This is a genomic window from Flexivirga meconopsidis, assembly GCF_026162425.1.
Taxonomy (GTDB): Bacteria; Actinomycetota; Actinomycetes; order Actinomycetales; family Dermatophilaceae; genus Flexivirga; species Flexivirga meconopsidis.
Genome location: NZ_JAOBQJ010000001.1, coordinates 282,713 through 297,242, shown reverse-complemented (window position 1 = coordinate 297,242; position 14,530 = coordinate 282,713). Strand labels below are relative to the sequence as shown.

Sequence of the window (14,530 nt, the reverse complement as noted above, 5' to 3'; positions counted from 1 at the left end):
GTTCCGCACCTGGATGGGAATGGCATCAAGCACCGATTCGTCGTTCTTGTCAGCACATTTACCAAATCGTTACCAATACTTGATATCCGGTATGACGGGTGCTATGAGCCCCTCGAGTCGCCACGCTCGTGCCCTGCCTAAGCTGACCGCCGTGCCCGCTCTCTTCCGTCACCCCCGCATTCACACCGGCGACTCGCACCGCCCGCTCGTCACCGGACTCCTCGTCACCGATGGCGTAATCACCGAAGCAGGGGACGCCGACCAGCTGGCCGCCACGCACACGCGACTGCAGGTCGTCGACCTGCCCGGTGCGCTCGTTCTGCCCGGCATGCATGACGCGCACATCCACACCGCCGCCCTCGCCCGGTCGCTGGTGTCGGTCGACCTTCGCCCGGCGCGGTCGCTCGCCGAAGCGCTCGAGCTCGTGCGCGCGCACGTCCGGACGATGCCGGAGGGTGCCTGGGTCTTCGGCGGGCGCTGGGACAGCAACAAGTGGGAGCGCGCGGTGCAGCCCACCGCCGCAGACCTGGACACGGTGAGCGACGGACACCCGATAGCGCTGTCCAGCATCGACGGTCACACGATGTGGGCCAACAGTGCGGCGCTGCGGCTCGCCGGCATCAACGCCGACTACCGCGACCCCGCCGGTGGTCACGTGGTGCGCGATGCCGACGGTGTGCCCACCGGCATCCTGCGGGAAGAGGCTCAGGGCCCGATCGATTCGCTGTCCGAGAGCCCGGCATCCGGTGAGCTGGCAAGTCTGCTGGTCCTGGCGCAGGACCAGCTGCTCTCGGTCGGCCTGACCAGCGTGACCGACCTCAACGGTGAGGACGCCCGAGCGGCATACCTGCAGCTCAAGGCAAACGGAGACCTGAAAATCCGTGTCAACAAAGGCATTCCGCGCGAGTCGCTGGCGGCAGCGATCTCCGAGGGACGCCGCACCGGAGTCGGGGACGACTGGATGCGGGTCGGCCCGGTGAAGCTCTTCAGCGACGGCGCCCTCGGCTCCCGCACCAGCCACATGGGCAAGGACTTCCACGGCGACCCCGGCAACCGCGGCATCGCGGTGATGACCACCGACCAGCTGTATGACGCAGCCCGCACAGCGGTCGACGCCGGAATAGCGGTGGCAACGCACGCGATTGGCGATCAAGCCAACCACCTGGTGCTCGACGTCTACGAACGCCTGCGCGCCGAGACCGGCACGCGACTGCCGCTCAGCATCGAGCACACCCAATTCCTGCAGCCGCCCGACGTCGAGCGGCTGGTCCGCCTCGGCGTCACCGCGTCGATGCAACCGACCCACTGCACCAGCGACATCGACCTGGTCAATGCGCTGCTGCCGGACCACGAACTGGTCGCCTACGGTTGGCGCACCCTGCTCGATGCGGGCGCGATGCTCGCCTTCGGGTCGGATGCGCCGGTCGAGGAGGCCAACCCGTTCTTCGGGCTACACGCGGCGGTCACCCGGCAGCGCCCGGACGGGTCGCCGACCGGCGGGTGGCAACCCGACGAGCGCATCCGTGTCGATGAGGCGATTGCGGCGTACACCTCCGGATCCGCCCGGTTGGCAGGCGATTTCGACCGCAAAGGCCGGCTCACCCCGGGACGGCTCGCCGACTTCATCGCGGTCGACACCGACATCACCGGTGACGCGGTCGCGGCGGAGCCCGGCCGCATCCGGGACACCGGGGTGTTGCAGACGGTCGTCGGCGGCGAGGTGCGCTGGTCGGCCGGTTGAGGCTCAGGCGACCCTCTGGCGCAGCGCCGATCGCAGCCGAAGTCCACGCGCGACCTCAGCAACTCCGCCGACGACCAGGAAGATGGCGGCGACCAGCACCAGCACACTGAGTGACTCGAACGGCGTTGCCAGCATTACGAATCCGCCGATGAGCAGGAACACCCCAGCCAGCACGTCCCAGCCGGACCCGGGCCGGGTCGACGCCAGTCCGTCGACGAGGCGGCTGACGCCATACATGATCCAGCCGATGCCTATCCAGATCGCGAGTAACAGCACCGACTGAAAGCTGCCGCGAAAGGCGACGGCTCCGACCACGAGGCTGAGGCCGCCGCTGACGATCAGCAACACACGGCCCGGACCGGACAGCTCACCCACGAGCCCGATGACCACCTCGATGACACCGCTCACGACCAGGTAGACACCGAAGAGCAGCCCGACCAGCTCGATGCTCCGGCCGGGCCACGCAAGCACCAGCACACCGACGACGATGCCCAGCAGACCGAGGCCCACGAGCAGTTTCCAACCGTGCTCGGCAAACCCGCTCACCGGCGTCTCGACACTGTTGACCGAAGCGGCCATGGTCCCTCCTGCTGATCGGGAGATGAGATGAGGTGCGGGGCCGGCGACCATCCCCCGACGGGTCACCGGCCCCGCGGGGCAGCTACGGCAATGGAAGGGGTGGTCCGCCGCGCTGCCCTCGTGCCGACCCAATTCCGGCACGAGTCGGGTGGTCGATAACCGGCTGCCCGTGGGGCGCCGGTGGCAACCGGAGTTCGGCGGCGACCTGCGCGGACGGCCGCCGCGCGATCATGCCGCCGAATCCGGTGACGAAGAGGTCGAGCAGACTGGTGTCGCGCTCGCAGGTCTCGGCCACGATCGCCACCCCGCCGTGCGAGACCAGCCCCGCGAAGGTGTCGATGGTGTCTGTGCAGTCGACGGTGTCGACCGGGTGTTCCGGATCGAGAACCCCACGCGCCGGGATCGGCGTGCCGACAACGCTTTTGGTGGCCCGCCCGAACAACGACGCCATCCGGGCTCCCACCGCCGAGATCAGCGACGGCAGCAGCGAGTCCTCGCGGGGCGGGCGCAGGGACAACTCAAGCGTGCGTTCGGCGACGCGCATCGCCCCGCTCGCGGTGCGTTCAACCAGGGCGGCCGACCCGATCTCGGGACATCCGGCGCTCCCGCGCAGGCTGCCGAAGACCGATCTGGTGCGCCTCGTCCTCGGCGTCGTTATGACGGTTGCGTAGGTGGTCATCTGTGTCGTTCCCCCGAACTCCGTTGCGCGACGGACACTTCCGCCGCTGGCAAACCGTGCCCTGAACCCTGCGGTCTGCACTCCACGATCCAAGCCGCATCGGCTCTTGTCATCGTGACAGTTGACCAATCCGCGCGCCTCGCATTGTGTGTTGCGACAAACTGAGCGGTCACCGCGTCCTATCGTGCTGACATGCCGTCGGGATCGGGCCGGGTCGCGACGGCATGGGCCGGGCAACTCGCAGCCGACTCCGTGGAGCGCAACCGCCAGCTCGTGGACCGGTTGCGGGCCGAGATCCCCTCCTTCGGCGACGCCATGGTCACCGTCGATCAGTTGCGGTCGTGGGTGCAAGCGACCAGCCGGGCCTTCGTCGCCTGGCTGCTCGGCGACGAGTCGGTGGAGGGCAACGAGGACGAGCTGACTCTTTTCGGCCGGCGCAGCGCTGGCGCCGGCATCCCGCTCGCCGACGTGCACACGGCGATGGCGATGGCATTCGAGGACCTGACCCGCCGGCTGCCCGAATTCGCCCGCGAGTCGGGCTTCGACGCGGAGGCCATGGTGGAGATCGCCGAACTGCTCTGGACGGGATTCCGCCGGGTCTCGGCGGCGACCGACGCCGGTTACCGGGAGGTCATGACCACCCAGACCATCGAGCGGGCCGAGCAGGCTGCCTTCTATCTGCGAACACTGTTGGCGGGCAGGGAATTCGACCACATGCAGGTCTGGGAGGCGCTCGGTTACCTCGGCCTGGACCCGGTCGGCCGCTTCCGGGTGGTGATCGCGGGACCGGCGCACGACGACGGCGTGCCGCTGCCGGGCGTGCGCGCCCGGCTCACCAACGAGGGCGTGTCGTCGGTCTGGATCAGCGACCTCGACGGGCAGACCGGTCTCATCGGGATCGCTTCCGAGCTGACCTTCCGCCGGTTGACATCGGTGCTGCGGCAGGTCGCGCGTTCGCTGGTCGGGATCAGCTCGGAGGTCGGTGCGCCGGAGATCTCGCAGGGCTGGCGGCTCGCGCGCGTGGCGCTGCAGGCCGCCACTCCCGAGATGGCCGTGCGCACCTTCGGCGACGACGCCCTCGCCGCGGCGACCGTCGCCTCACCCGAGGTGATGGACCTGATCTCCGACGAGGTGCTGCAGGGGCTGCGCAACGCCTCGGCGCGCACCCGCGAAGAACTGCTCACCACCTTCCTCACCTGGCTGGACAGTCACGGGTCGATGGCGGCCGCCGGTCGCCGGCTCGACCGCCACCCCAACACCGTGCGCTATCGGCTGCGCAAGCTGGAGATGCTGACCGGGCGGTCGCTGACGGATCCGCGCGAGACGAGCGAACTCGCCCTGGCTGCAGTCAATTTCATGCATCGCGAGCGTATGGCGGCCTACCTGCGCGAGGGCGACGGCGAACGCAGTGGCTGAGCGCGCCCGACTGCCAGGACACTCACCATCCGGACGCATCGCTCAGATGCTTGCCTCAATCCTGAATGCGCCGCCAGGGCCTCGCCTGCTCCAGCTGCAATGCCAATCGCAGCAGCAGGGACTCTGCCCCGTGGTTGGCACTCAGCATCGCGCCGATCGGCAATCCCTGCTCGGTCGCACCGGCCGGCACGGACAGTGCTGGTCCGCCAGTCGCGTTGTGCAGCGGGGTGAAGCCGGCGTAGTCGACCAACCGGCGGAAGTGCTCCTCGGCCGGCAGATCCGCTGCGAGATAACCGAGTTCGGGAGTGGTGTGGGTCAGCACCGGAGTGAGCACAACGTCCGGGCCACGGGTGAAGGCAACCCGCGAGGCGACCGAGGTGGCCAGCAGTCGGCTCAGGTAGATCGGTGCCTTCCACAGCCGGCGACGCCCCTGCGCCGCGAGCCCCAGCGTCAACGGTTCGAGCTTGGCCTTGTCGAAGCCCTTGCCGAACATTGCCGGCCCGGCCGCCTCGATCACCGCCGAGAGGAAGCGCCAGTAGTCGACGAAGTCGGACTTGAAGAACTCCGGCACCGGCAACTCGTAGGGCTCGACCTGATGGCCGAGCGACTCCAGCTGATGGGCGAGTTCGAGCGTCGCCGCGCGGGTCGGGGCATCGGTGGCCGGCCCGACCGGTGAGTCGAGCAGCAGCCCCACCCGCAGCTTCGTCTCGATCGGCCGGTCGACACCCTCGATCGGCGGTAGCAACCGGTTGCGGTGATTGCGCTGCGCCGCGACATAGAACCCGGCGACGTCACGGACCGAGCGCGCGAGCACGGAGTCGGTGACCACGCGCACCGGCATCGCCTCGCCGCCGTCGGTCAGCCGCAGGCGACCACGCGTCGGCTTCAGGCCGATCAGCCCGCAGGCGGCCGCCGGGATGCGGATCGACCCACCACCGTCGTTGCCGTGCGCGATCGGCACGACGCCGGAAGCCACCCACGCCGCAGAGCCGCCGGAACTGCCGCCGCTGGAATAGCCGAGGTGCCACGGGTTGTGCGTCTGCCGGGTGAGCGTCTCGGTGGTGGCCGTCCAACCGAACTCCGGCATCGTGGTGGTGCCGATCGGGATGATCCCGGTGGCGCGGAATTGCGCCGCGACCCGGCCGTCCTTCTGCTGCGGCACTGCGGGTATGGCGGCCGACCCCTCGGTCATCGGCATCCCGCCGACCCGGATGTTGTCCTTGAAAGCCGCTGGTACACCGGCGAATTCGGCATCTCCCGGGTCCGCGGCGCGATCCCGGGCGCGAGCGAAGTCGTCATACGCCATGGCCTGCAGCTGCGGCTCGAGTCGTTCGGCTCGGGCGATCGCGGCATCGACCGCCTCGCGGGCGCTGATCTGCTTGGTGCGAATGCGCTCAGCGACACCGGTCGCGTCGAGATCTCCCAACGCGTCGTCGGTGAACGCATGCACCCTGGTCGTGGTCTCCTGGGTCGTCACCTACGCAAACGTACCCGGGGCGGCCCGGGCCAACCGCCCGGATCGCGAAATGCCATAGTCGGTAGGCCATGTCAGGGACTGCTTTGGAGCTGCACGAGGTCGCGTTCATCCGGGAGGGCAAGCACCTGCTGGAGGACATCGACCTGACCGTCGGCAGGGGTGAGCACTGGGCGCTGATCGGACCGAATGGCGCCGGGAAGAGCACGCTGCTGAACATCTGCGGCGCGGTGACCTTCCCCAGCCGCGGCACCGCGAGCATCCTCGGCTCCCGACTCGGCACGATCGACCTGCGGGACCTGCGCCGGTCCATCGGCTTGGTCAACCCCCGACACCCGCTGCGGTCCAATCTCGCAGCGCGCGGCATCGTGCTCACCGGCGAGACCGGCACGATCGAGCTGGTGCCGCGGTGGGAGCCTGGGCCGGAGGTGGCCGATCGCGCAGACCTGCTGCTGAAGACGATGGGGGTCGACCCCGATCTGCACTGGCACACGATGTCCCAGGGTGAGCGCGGCCGGGCGCTGATCGCGCGAGCGCTGATGCCGCAGCCGTCGTTGCTCCTCCTCGACGAGCCGTCGACCGGTCTGGACGTCGCGGCGCGGGAGCAGATGATCCGCACTATCGCAGAGCTTCCGGTCAGCCACCCCGAACTCACCACGGTGATGGTGACGCATCACTTCGAGGAACTCCCACCGTCGACCACGCACGCCGCGCTGCTGCGGCACGGCAGGCTGGTTGCTGCTGGTCCGGTCGAGCAGACCCTCACCACCGATCGGGTCACCGAGTGCTTCGAGCATCCCATCGAGGTCGTGCGGCGCCGCGGCCGCTGGGCGGCAATCGCCGGCTGAGAGCAGCCGCAATCGCCGGTCAGCTCGCGCCCGCGCCGACCCGGCGGCCTGCTCCGGTGACGACCGCCTCCCAGGCGCGGACCCGCTCGGCATACGCGGGAACGCCTGCCAATCCGTCGAATTCGATGGCCTGGCACAACCAGCCCCGAAGTGCCGGCGACGCGCCACGCAGGAAGACGACCAACTGATCGGCCGGCAGCGCGAGGACCCGTCGGCAGAACCGCGCGTTGGGCACGAAACGCGGGGTGGCGGCGATCTGCAGGAGTGTGTCGACACCGTCGATCGCGGCCTCGTTGAGCACCGACTCGATGCGCGGCGACCCCGCAAAGTCGTGAGCATCGACGATGTAGAGGTGCCGAACCTGCTCCACGCCGGCGGCGAGCAGGCAGGCGTCCATGGCGAGTTCGTGGGTGCCGGTCACCCGAATGTCGTCGAGAGCGAGCACGCGCGCACCGCGCACGTCACGCTCCGGTGTCAGATTGCCGGGCCCGACGGCGCAGCGGCGATCGGCGATCGTCATCTGCGAGTAGTCGCCGTTGCTGACGCCGCGCCGGAGCACCCGGAATGCGGTGACGTCCAGGTCTGGGCGCAGCGTGCGCAGGTGCTGCACGAACGGCGCCAGCAGGCTGTGCGCGGCGGGCGGCACGCGATCGAAGGCCGACGTGGTGACCTGCACCGGCTGGCCGTCCAGGGCGCGAGCGGCCAGCGCCGCGAGCGCCATCGCATACCGCCGGCCGACGGCCGCGTCGCCGTGCTTGAAGCGCGAATAGCCGACGGCGTCGACCAGACCAGTGCTCGGCAGCCCGGCCTCGGACTTGAGCGCGGTCAGCCGGATGCGTCGCGTGCGATGGTCCTGCATGAGAGCCCTCCCTCGTTGGCGGACACTCGCTCGCCCCCGGTGTGCCCGTGGTCCGACGCCGCGTCCAGCGCGGCCGTTCCTCGCGGATATCCGGCCAGGAACTCCGGGCCGGTCGCGTATGCGTAGTCCCGGAACTGCGCAATGAGCTCCGGTGGGCAGTGCGCCAGGAACTGCGCTGCCTGCGGGTCACCGAGCAGCCGCTTCAGGAAGCGGATGGTGACCACGAACTCGCCGCGCTCGATGCTCGGCAGCATGTCGGTGATCGACCGGACACGAGCGTGGTTGAGTGCCGACTCGATGCTCGGATCGGTGGCCAGCGTGACGTCACAGTCGGCGACGTATGCCGCGATCAGCCGCGCCGCCCCGGCTCCCTTGAGGGTGCCGAGGATCACCTCTTCGGCGAGGCCGGTCACCCGGATGTCGTCGACCACGATCGCGATCGCGTCGTCGATGGACTCAGTCAGCCGAAAACCGATGCTCTGCAGATCTTTTCGCCGGTCATCCGCCGACGACGCCGCATAGTCGATGTGGGTGACCGAGTCCTTGTGCACGTGGACGATGCGGGCAGCGGGAAGATCGGGGCGCCGTGCGTCGAGGTGTTCGCCGACGACCGCGGCGAGGTGATAGCAGGCCGGCGGCGCCACGAGATAGGCCACCGGGAGCACGATCGGCCGCGGATCGGTGCGCAACCACGGGCACTGCTCCAGCAGCGTCGCGGCAAGCTCCTCACCGAGCGCCCGGATCGACGGCACATCCCCGTGCTTCATCAGCGAATAGGTTGCGGTGTCGAAGTTTTCGCCGGTGCGCCCGTCGACCGGCCGGTCAGCGGTGCCGGTCAGCGGGTGCGCGACCACCCGGGTCGTCGGCCCGCTCATCGGACCCCTCGCAGCACCTCGAGCGTTGACACGCCATCGGGGCGCACCAACGCCGCCACCATGCCCGCGGCCTGCGCGCCTTGCACGTCCGCCACCGGGTTGTCGCCGACGTGCAGCACCTGCTCCGCGGGGACATCGAGCACGGCGCGCGCCTCAGCAAAGATCTCCGGGCGCGGCTTGGCGACGCCTACCTCGTTGGAGAAGACTCCGGGGAGCCCGCCGAAACCGGCCAGCGCCAACAGTTTTCGCATCAACTCGCCCGGCAGCATGCCGGTGTTGCTGGTGAGCACGACCGGCACCGGCACAGCCGCCACCGCTTCGGGGAGCTCGGCGGCCAGCGGCACCGGCGGGTGCGCGAGTGCGAGCGCCTCCTGACGGGCCATCAGCTCCGGCGCTCGCGTCTCGACCGAGACTTCCGTCATACCCAGTCGGCGCAGGGTGGCCTCGATGCGCCCGGCGAAGCCGACATCGACGCCGTCGACGACCACCTGGTCGTCGACATCGCGGTCGGCCTGCCGCATGGCAGCGTCGAAGGCGTCGGTCGCGACCGTCGGGGCGAGCGCGTCGCGCACCATCTGGTTGCGCGCCGGTTTGAAGGCGGGATCGCTGCCGAGCAGCGTGCCCCAGATGTCGAGGCTGACGCCGGCCGGGCGCAATGGAGTCGTCATCGTGGGGCGACCCGTCGGTCGACGGTCAGACGGCGCTCATCGCGAGCGGCTCGAGGTCACGGGCGGTGCGGCCGTTGCCGGGCGTGCCGATCGCGGTGAACTGCCAACCGGCGCCGGTGCGCGACACCTTGGCCATCACCAACGCGGTGTGCGAGCCCGACCCGGTCAGCTGGAACCGTGCCAGCTCGGTGTCGCCCGCCATCGAGTCGACGACCCGGACGAAGGCGTTGTCGACCTCGGTGAAGTTCTCACCGCTGTAGGAGTTGACCACGAAGACGATGTGCTCGACCGAGCCGTGCACCTGGGGCAGATCGACGACGATCGACTCGTCGTCCCCTTCACCCTCGCCGGTGAGGTTGTCACCGGTGTGCTGGATCGCCCCGTCGCCCGAGCGCAGCTTGCCGAAGTAGACGGTGTCGAGCACCCGGCCGCCGCCGATCACGATCGCCGAGGCGTCGAGGTCGATCGCCCGCTGCACCTGCTTGCTGCCGCCAAACAGGCCCTTCTTGGTGACCACCTTGGTGTCCCAGCCCAGGCCCATCCGGACCCGGCTCAGCGCGCCGCCGTCGTTCTTGGCCAGGTTGACCGACTGACCCTTGGACAGATTAATGCTCATGCTGCCTCCCTCCTTCGTCGTGAGCCAGCATTCGCCGGCCGTGCCTTTGGTCGCTCGCTGCGCTCGCGTGCCTTTGGTCGCTCGCTGCGCTCGCTCATGCTCGAGCTCCTTGATCCTCGTTGATCGTGTCGTCGGCCCCCTCGGCCGCGTCGTCACGCCTGTTGGCTGCGATCGAGCTGAGCCAGGCCGCCAGGATGAAGGCGATGCCGACTCCGCCGATCACGAACTCGCCCAGCTCGTACTTGATGCTGAGGATCAGCATCACGGCGAGAGCGCCGATCGCCCAGTGGGCGCCGTGCTCCAGGAAACGGTATTCGGCGAGCGTGCCCTGACGGACCAGGTAAATCGTCATCGACCGCACGTAGAGCGCACCGACACCGAGGCCCATCATGATGATCAGCGGGTCGGGGGTGATCGCGAAGGCGCCGATCACGCCGTCGAAGGAGAACGTCGCGTCGAGCACCTCGAGGAAGAAGAACATCGACAGTGCGGCCTTGCCGGCCAGCAGCGCGGTGTGGCCGGTCGAGGAGTGCGCGTCGGCGTCCTCGAACTCCCGGTCCATCCGCTCCTCGCGCGCCTCCATCATTGTCGACAGGCCATTGACCGCGAGATAGAGCACGATGCCGAGCAGGCCGGAGAACAGCACGATCGAGCGCATCTGCACCTCGGTGTGCACTGGCGTCGAGTGGACCAGCGTCTCGCTGGCGATCAGCAGGAAGACGCCCGCGATCACGACGGACAGCACGTCGAGCTTGCCCAGCTTCTGCAACGGCTTCTCGATCCAGGACAGCCAGGTGATCTCCCGCTCCGGGTCGAAGATGAAGTCCAGGAAGAGCAGTAGCAGGAACATGCCACCGAAGGCGGCGATCGCCGGGTGCGCCTCGTTGAGGATGTAGCCGTAGGTGCCGGGCACCGCCGGGTCGCCCTTCTCCAAGGCGAGGTCGAGCGCCTTCATCGGGCTGATGCCGCCGGAGATCGTCACGATGGCGAAGGGGAAGATCAGCCGCATGCCGAAGACGGCGATCAGGATGCCGACGGTCAGGAACATCTTCTGCCAGAACTCGTTGAGCCGCACCAGATACTTGGCGTTGACCGCGGCGTTGTCGAAGGAGAAGACGATCTCGACCAGGATCAGGATCGCGCAGAGCGTGACACCGGTCCAACTGTCGTAGAGGAACGCGACGACCAGAACGAGCGCCGTGATGACGAAGTCGATCCGGAAGTGTTTGAGGGCGGTCAAAGTGTGGCTCTTCTCGCGTGACGGCGGGACAAGGGTGCTGCGCCGGACCGGTGCCCGGCGTGTGGTGGGACGTTCGGCGCTGTCGCCGAGTTCCCACAACGGGGCCAACGGAGAGGCCCGGGCCGGGGTTCCCGGCCGAATTCAGCCGCGGGTCGCCGGCCCGTCCGGGACGGCGACGACCACGCGGTTTTGATCGTAGTGCCCGGTCACCGGGTCGAAGGTGCCGGTGCAGGTGATCAGGACCAGCCGGAGCGCTACCGCCTGGTTGAACGGATCGGCCCCCGCGGTCAGCGTCAGTTTGTTGACGTCATCGACCTCGGTGATCCGGAAATCCTGGCGCCCGGCGACGCCGCCCAGCCTCACCCGGTCACCGCGCTGCGCTGTCAGCAGCTGGGCGAAGACGCCGATGCCGCTCGTTGCCGAGTCGACGTGGCCGGCCAGCACCACGCTGCCGTATGCCGCGCCGACCCGCGCACCGCCGGACCACCAGCCGACGACCCGCGAGTCGTCCGGCGGCAGCAGCACCCCGCCCGCCCCGGGCGTGATCGGCTGCACCCGCGCGCTCACCCGCCCTCGGTCCAGCCGGACGGTGGTCGGCACGAAGGTGAACCGCTGCGTCGGTCCGGGCCGGGCGGCCACGGCCGGGGGCGCGGAGGGTGACGGACTCGCCTCGGCGCTCGTCGTGCCAGTCTCCGGCGCCTGCGGCGCGGCAGGGGTCAGTGTGCGGACCGGACCGGTCGCCGCGCTGGCGCCCGGCGCGGACGCAGCCCCCGTCATACGGCTGGAGCCGCAGGCGGTGAGGAGCAGGCCGACGACCAGCGCAGCGACCGCACCCCGCATCAAGATGAGCGGGTATGACGCAGCTTGCGCCGCGACGCGAGCAGCCCGCCGCCGAGCACGCCGACCGCGAGAAGCGTTGCCGCGGCTGAAGATTCGCCGGTGGAGGTCTGCTGTGATTGCCGGATCAGTGCCTGCGCCTGACCACCGGTGCCCGAGTCGACCTTGACCGGCGGTGCGGCGGCTGCGCCGGTCAGCGGCAGCACCTGCACGATCGCGTCCATCGTGCCGTCCGCGACATCGCCGACGGCGAAGACGCGGGTGAGCTTGCCCGCCGCGACCGGCAGGTCGACCGGCCCGAGCACGGTCGGCCCGGTCTTGCCGACCGGGACGATCTGCACCGAGTAGGTGGCTGCGGGAACGCCGAGGGTGAGCTCCTCACCGTTGCCGATGTTGGCGAACAGTGTCTTGCCGTCCACCCGCACGTCCGCCGGTCCGACGACGGCGTCGTGCGCCACGGTGACCCGCCCGGTGCCGGAGGCCACGGGAGCGAGATTGTTGACACTGGTGGTGACGGTCGGCGAACGCTTGGCGTCGTTGCGCCGGTGGACCACGACGTCGAGGCTCCGGCCGCTGGTGACGGTGAACGACGCCTTGGTGTCGTCCGCCGTGCCCGGGGCGTCGACCGCGACCTCGTGCTTGCCGGCAGCCAGTTGCAACGGTCCGATGACGGCCTTGCCGGCGGCCTTCGCCGCGACGGTGCGGCCGTCGACCCGCACCGCGGCGTCGACTCCGGTCAGGCCTTGCAGGACGTAGACGGTGCCGCCCTGGGCAGCGGCGGGCGCCGCGGCAGCCGCGGGGAGGACGAGGCAGCCGGCAACGCTCGTCACGGCGATGGCGGCGGCCGACAGCCGCAGATTCTTGCGCATGTGGGGTTCCTTCGGCAGTGGCTGGACGGATGACCAGTACGATCTCCGCAGAAACTACACCCGCCCGCGTCGCACCGTCGACGGATAGCGAGGCGGGTGCGCAATGTTGGACAGTGCCTCGGGGTGGGGAGGTTGGGCGTGCGACAGCACCTGCGACGTATGTCGGGGCTGCTCCTCGCCGTCGCGTGCGCGGCAGCCGCCGTCGCCGCCGGTCGCACCCCGGAGCCGTCGGCGGCGGCTGCACCGGTGATCGGTGGGTCGTCCGGGCCGGCCGCCGCGCCGTCGAGCTCGCCGTCGGCCTCATCGTCGCCCCGCGCGCCCAGCTCGACCAGTCGGCCGAACGCCGCACCATTCCCGAAAAGCGGCCCGGGGCGGTCGATTCCCGGCAGTTTCGTCGTCGCGTCGCTGGACAACATGGGTGCGGTGCTGGTCTGGCAGCGGGTGCTGCTGCCCGCGCCGAGCACCAGCGTCAAGGTGCAGGTGCCCGATCCGCGCAGCCTGCCCGGACTGCGCGACGTGCAGCCGATGATGCGCGATGTCCAGATCCAGGTGGGCGACCAGCCGGTGGCCCCGTCCGAGCCGCTGCAGATCGGCCGGACCGTGACGGTGACCTTGCCGGAGCCGACGCGGTCGGTCGCGCTCGGCTACCGGCTGACCGGAGTGGCACAGCGCAGTTCGCCGGCGCCGGTGGGCCGCGCACTCATCGCCCTGGCGCCCGCGCAGGTGACCGGATCAGGTGCGTCCGGACCGACGGTCATCGGCATCACCGGCACCGGGGTGCTCGGCGCGCAGTGCCCGCGGCAGGGCGGTCCGGGTCAGTTCTGCGCGGTCGGCACGACCGGGAGCTTCCTCACCCGCCCACTGGCGGCCGCCGATGCCGCGGTCGTCATCCAGGCAACGCTCGCCGCGCCGAACGGCGGCTCCGGGTGATCGCCGGCGCGACCGCAGTGGCCGGTGACGTCACGACATCGGGCTTCGACACCGTGCTACTCGGCGGCGTGCGAGTGCTCGGCTACCTCGGTTTCGTGCTGCTCGTGGGGACGACCTTCTTCCTGACCTGGCTGTGGCCGGAAGGACGGGTGCTGCCGACCTTCCGGAGGCTGATCGCTCTCGGGGCAGCGCTGACGGTGATCGCGACCCTCGCCATACCTCTGATCGGGTCGGGTTTCGCCTGGTCCAGTTATGCCGGACGTGACGGCGTCTGGTCATTCGCCCGAATCAGCCTGGTAGCGCTCGGGATTGCGTTCGCCCCCGACATCAGCGGCACGACGCGACGGCATCGATTGCTGATCACGCTCTGGCAACTGGCAATGATCGAGACCTACGTGCTGAGTTCGGACGCCTGGGGCGGGTCACTCGCGGCGGTCAAGATCGTCGCGACCACCGGTCACCTCGCGGCGACGGCCGCATGGCTCGGCGGTCTGCTCGCGCTCGCGTCGGTGCTCATCCCGAGCGATGGGCTGGACGCGCTGCACGAGGTCTTGCCGCGCTTCTCGATCGTGGCGATCGTCAGCGTGATCACTCTGGTCGTGAGCGGCACGCTGCACGCCCTCGCGGTCGCCGGAGGGGTGCACGCGCTCATCGACTCGCGATTCGGGACGTCGCTCATCGTCAAGATCGTGGTCTTCGGGGCGATGCTGCTGCTCGGCAACGTCGGCCGACAGTATGCCGGCCAGGCCGCCCGCCGGAGCGCGCTCGAGATCGACGAGACGGCCCCACCGCACAGCGTGCAGGCGCTCGGCGTCGCCATCGGGATGGAGTTCAGCCTCGCTGCGGGCGTGCTGGTCGCGACCGCCGTGCTGGTGCAGTTCGCGCCGGGGTAGGCGCGC

The 14,530-nt window shown here is 69.7% G+C and carries 15 protein-coding genes; 5 read left to right on the top strand and 10 right to left on the bottom strand.

Annotated features, from left to right (window positions below; translation table 11 throughout):
- The first annotated feature begins 151 nt into the window (after positions 1 to 151).
- Positions 152 to 1,741, top strand: a complete 1,590-nt coding sequence (locus tag N2M23_RS01455) for an amidohydrolase (RefSeq protein WP_265442754.1) — start codon at positions 152 to 154, stop codon at positions 1,739 to 1,741.
- A gap of 3 nt (positions 1,742 to 1,744) precedes the next feature.
- Here the strand turns inward: N2M23_RS01455 and N2M23_RS01450 are convergent, their stop codons facing one another.
- Together N2M23_RS01450 and N2M23_RS01445 are read right to left on the bottom strand one after the other, a co-directional pair.
- Complete coding sequence (locus tag N2M23_RS01450; RefSeq protein WP_265442753.1) at positions 1,745 to 2,320, bottom strand: HdeD family acid-resistance protein; 576 nt, start codon at positions 2,318 to 2,320, stop codon at positions 1,745 to 1,747.
- A gap of 82 nt (positions 2,321 to 2,402) precedes the next feature.
- Positions 2,403 to 2,999 (bottom strand): hypothetical protein, encoded by a 597-nt coding sequence (locus tag N2M23_RS01445; protein ID WP_265442751.1) that lies wholly within the window; start codon positions 2,997 to 2,999, stop codon positions 2,403 to 2,405.
- Between the two features lie 192 nt (positions 3,000 to 3,191).
- On the opposite strand from N2M23_RS01445, the gene N2M23_RS01440 reads away from it, so the two are divergent.
- Positions 3,192 to 4,415 (top strand): PucR family transcriptional regulator, encoded by a 1,224-nt coding sequence (locus N2M23_RS01440; RefSeq protein WP_265442750.1) that lies wholly within the window; start codon positions 3,192 to 3,194, stop codon positions 4,413 to 4,415.
- A 55-nt stretch (positions 4,416 to 4,470) separates the two neighbouring features.
- Here the strand turns inward: N2M23_RS01440 and N2M23_RS01435 are convergent, their stop codons facing one another.
- Positions 4,471 to 5,892, bottom strand: a complete 1,422-nt coding sequence (locus N2M23_RS01435; RefSeq protein ID WP_265442749.1) for an amidase — start codon at positions 5,890 to 5,892, stop codon at positions 4,471 to 4,473.
- 68 nt (positions 5,893 to 5,960) lie between these two features.
- Between N2M23_RS01435 and N2M23_RS01430 the strand changes: the two genes are divergently transcribed.
- Positions 5,961 to 6,737, top strand: a complete 777-nt coding sequence (locus tag N2M23_RS01430) for an ABC transporter ATP-binding protein (RefSeq protein WP_265442748.1) — start codon at positions 5,961 to 5,963, stop codon at positions 6,735 to 6,737.
- A gap of 19 nt (positions 6,738 to 6,756) precedes the next feature.
- Here N2M23_RS01430 and N2M23_RS01425 read toward each other — a convergent pair whose 3' ends face one another.
- The 7 genes from N2M23_RS01425 to N2M23_RS01395 form a co-directional block, all read right to left on the bottom strand.
- Positions 6,757 to 7,596, bottom strand: coding sequence for a phosphoribosyltransferase family protein (locus tag N2M23_RS01425; protein WP_265442747.1), 840 nt, complete (start codon positions 7,594 to 7,596; stop codon positions 6,757 to 6,759).
- Positions 7,563 to 8,471, bottom strand: coding sequence for a phosphoribosyltransferase family protein (locus N2M23_RS01420; RefSeq protein ID WP_265442746.1), 909 nt, complete (start codon positions 8,469 to 8,471; stop codon positions 7,563 to 7,565). Before N2M23_RS01420 ends, N2M23_RS01425 begins: the two co-directional genes overlap by 34 nt.
- The gene (locus tag N2M23_RS01415; protein WP_265442745.1) at positions 8,468 to 9,139 is read right to left on the bottom strand and encodes an HAD family hydrolase; all 672 of its coding nucleotides are present in this window, start codon (positions 9,137 to 9,139) and stop codon (positions 8,468 to 8,470) included. The genes N2M23_RS01420 and N2M23_RS01415 overlap by 4 nt, the downstream gene beginning before the upstream one ends.
- Before the next feature lie 25 nt (positions 9,140 to 9,164).
- Positions 9,165 to 9,755 carry a TerD family protein gene (locus N2M23_RS01410; protein WP_265442744.1) on the bottom strand — a complete coding sequence of 197 codons (591 nt, stop codon included), beginning with the start codon at positions 9,753 to 9,755 and terminating at the stop codon, positions 9,165 to 9,167.
- 94 nt (positions 9,756 to 9,849) lie between these two features.
- Complete coding sequence (locus tag N2M23_RS01405) at positions 9,850 to 10,995, bottom strand: DUF475 domain-containing protein (RefSeq protein WP_265442743.1); 1,146 nt, start codon at positions 10,993 to 10,995, stop codon at positions 9,850 to 9,852.
- 141 nt (positions 10,996 to 11,136) lie between these two features.
- A complete protein-coding gene (locus N2M23_RS01400) occupies positions 11,137 to 11,835 on the bottom strand; it encodes a class F sortase (protein WP_265443856.1) in 699 nt (232 codons plus the stop codon).
- Complete coding sequence (locus N2M23_RS01395; RefSeq protein WP_265442741.1) at positions 11,835 to 12,701, bottom strand: DUF4397 domain-containing protein; 867 nt, start codon at positions 12,699 to 12,701, stop codon at positions 11,835 to 11,837. Before N2M23_RS01395 ends, N2M23_RS01400 begins: the two co-directional genes overlap by 1 nt.
- Positions 12,702 to 12,839: 138 nt before the next feature.
- Here N2M23_RS01395 and N2M23_RS01390 point away from each other — a divergent pair, with 138 nt between their 5' ends.
- The gene (locus N2M23_RS01390; protein WP_265442739.1) at positions 12,840 to 13,631 is read left to right on the top strand and encodes a hypothetical protein; all 792 of its coding nucleotides are present in this window, start codon (positions 12,840 to 12,842) and stop codon (positions 13,629 to 13,631) included.
- Positions 13,628 to 14,524 carry a CopD family protein gene (locus N2M23_RS20865; RefSeq protein ID WP_265442737.1) on the top strand — a complete coding sequence of 299 codons (897 nt, stop codon included), beginning with the start codon at positions 13,628 to 13,630 and terminating at the stop codon, positions 14,522 to 14,524. The genes N2M23_RS01390 and N2M23_RS20865 overlap by 4 nt, the downstream gene beginning before the upstream one ends.
- The last annotated feature ends 6 nt before the right edge of the window (positions 14,525 to 14,530 follow it).

What these genes read in the sequence shown, in the direction of transcription:
- N2M23_RS01450 (WP_265442753.1), bottom strand. Translation starts at nt 2,320, where the DNA reads ATGGCCGCTTCGGTCAACAGTGTCGAGACGCCGGTGAGCGGGTTTGCC.
- N2M23_RS01445 (WP_265442751.1), bottom strand. Translation starts at nt 2,999, where the DNA reads ATGACCACCTACGCAACCGTCATAACGACGCCGAGGACGAGGCGCACC.
- N2M23_RS01440 (WP_265442750.1), top strand. Translation starts at nt 3,192, where the DNA reads ATGCCGTCGGGATCGGGCCGGGTCGCGACGGCATGGGCCGGGCAACTC.
- N2M23_RS01430 (WP_265442748.1), top strand. Translation starts at nt 5,961, where the DNA reads ATGTCAGGGACTGCTTTGGAGCTGCACGAGGTCGCGTTCATCCGGGAG.
- N2M23_RS01425 (WP_265442747.1), bottom strand. Translation starts at nt 7,596, where the DNA reads ATGCAGGACCATCGCACGCGACGCATCCGGCTGACCGCGCTCAAGTCC.
- N2M23_RS01420 (WP_265442746.1), bottom strand. Translation starts at nt 8,471, where the DNA reads ATGAGCGGGCCGACGACCCGGGTGGTCGCGCACCCGCTGACCGGCACC.
- N2M23_RS01415 (WP_265442745.1), bottom strand. Translation starts at nt 9,139, where the DNA reads ATGACGACTCCATTGCGCCCGGCCGGCGTCAGCCTCGACATCTGGGGC.
- N2M23_RS01410 (WP_265442744.1), bottom strand. Translation starts at nt 9,755, where the DNA reads ATGAGCATTAATCTGTCCAAGGGTCAGTCGGTCAACCTGGCCAAGAAC.
- N2M23_RS01400 (WP_265443856.1), bottom strand. Translation starts at nt 11,835, where the DNA reads ATGCGGGGTGCGGTCGCTGCGCTGGTCGTCGGCCTGCTCCTCACCGCC.
- N2M23_RS01395 (WP_265442741.1), bottom strand. Translation starts at nt 12,701, where the DNA reads ATGCGCAAGAATCTGCGGCTGTCGGCCGCCGCCATCGCCGTGACGAGC.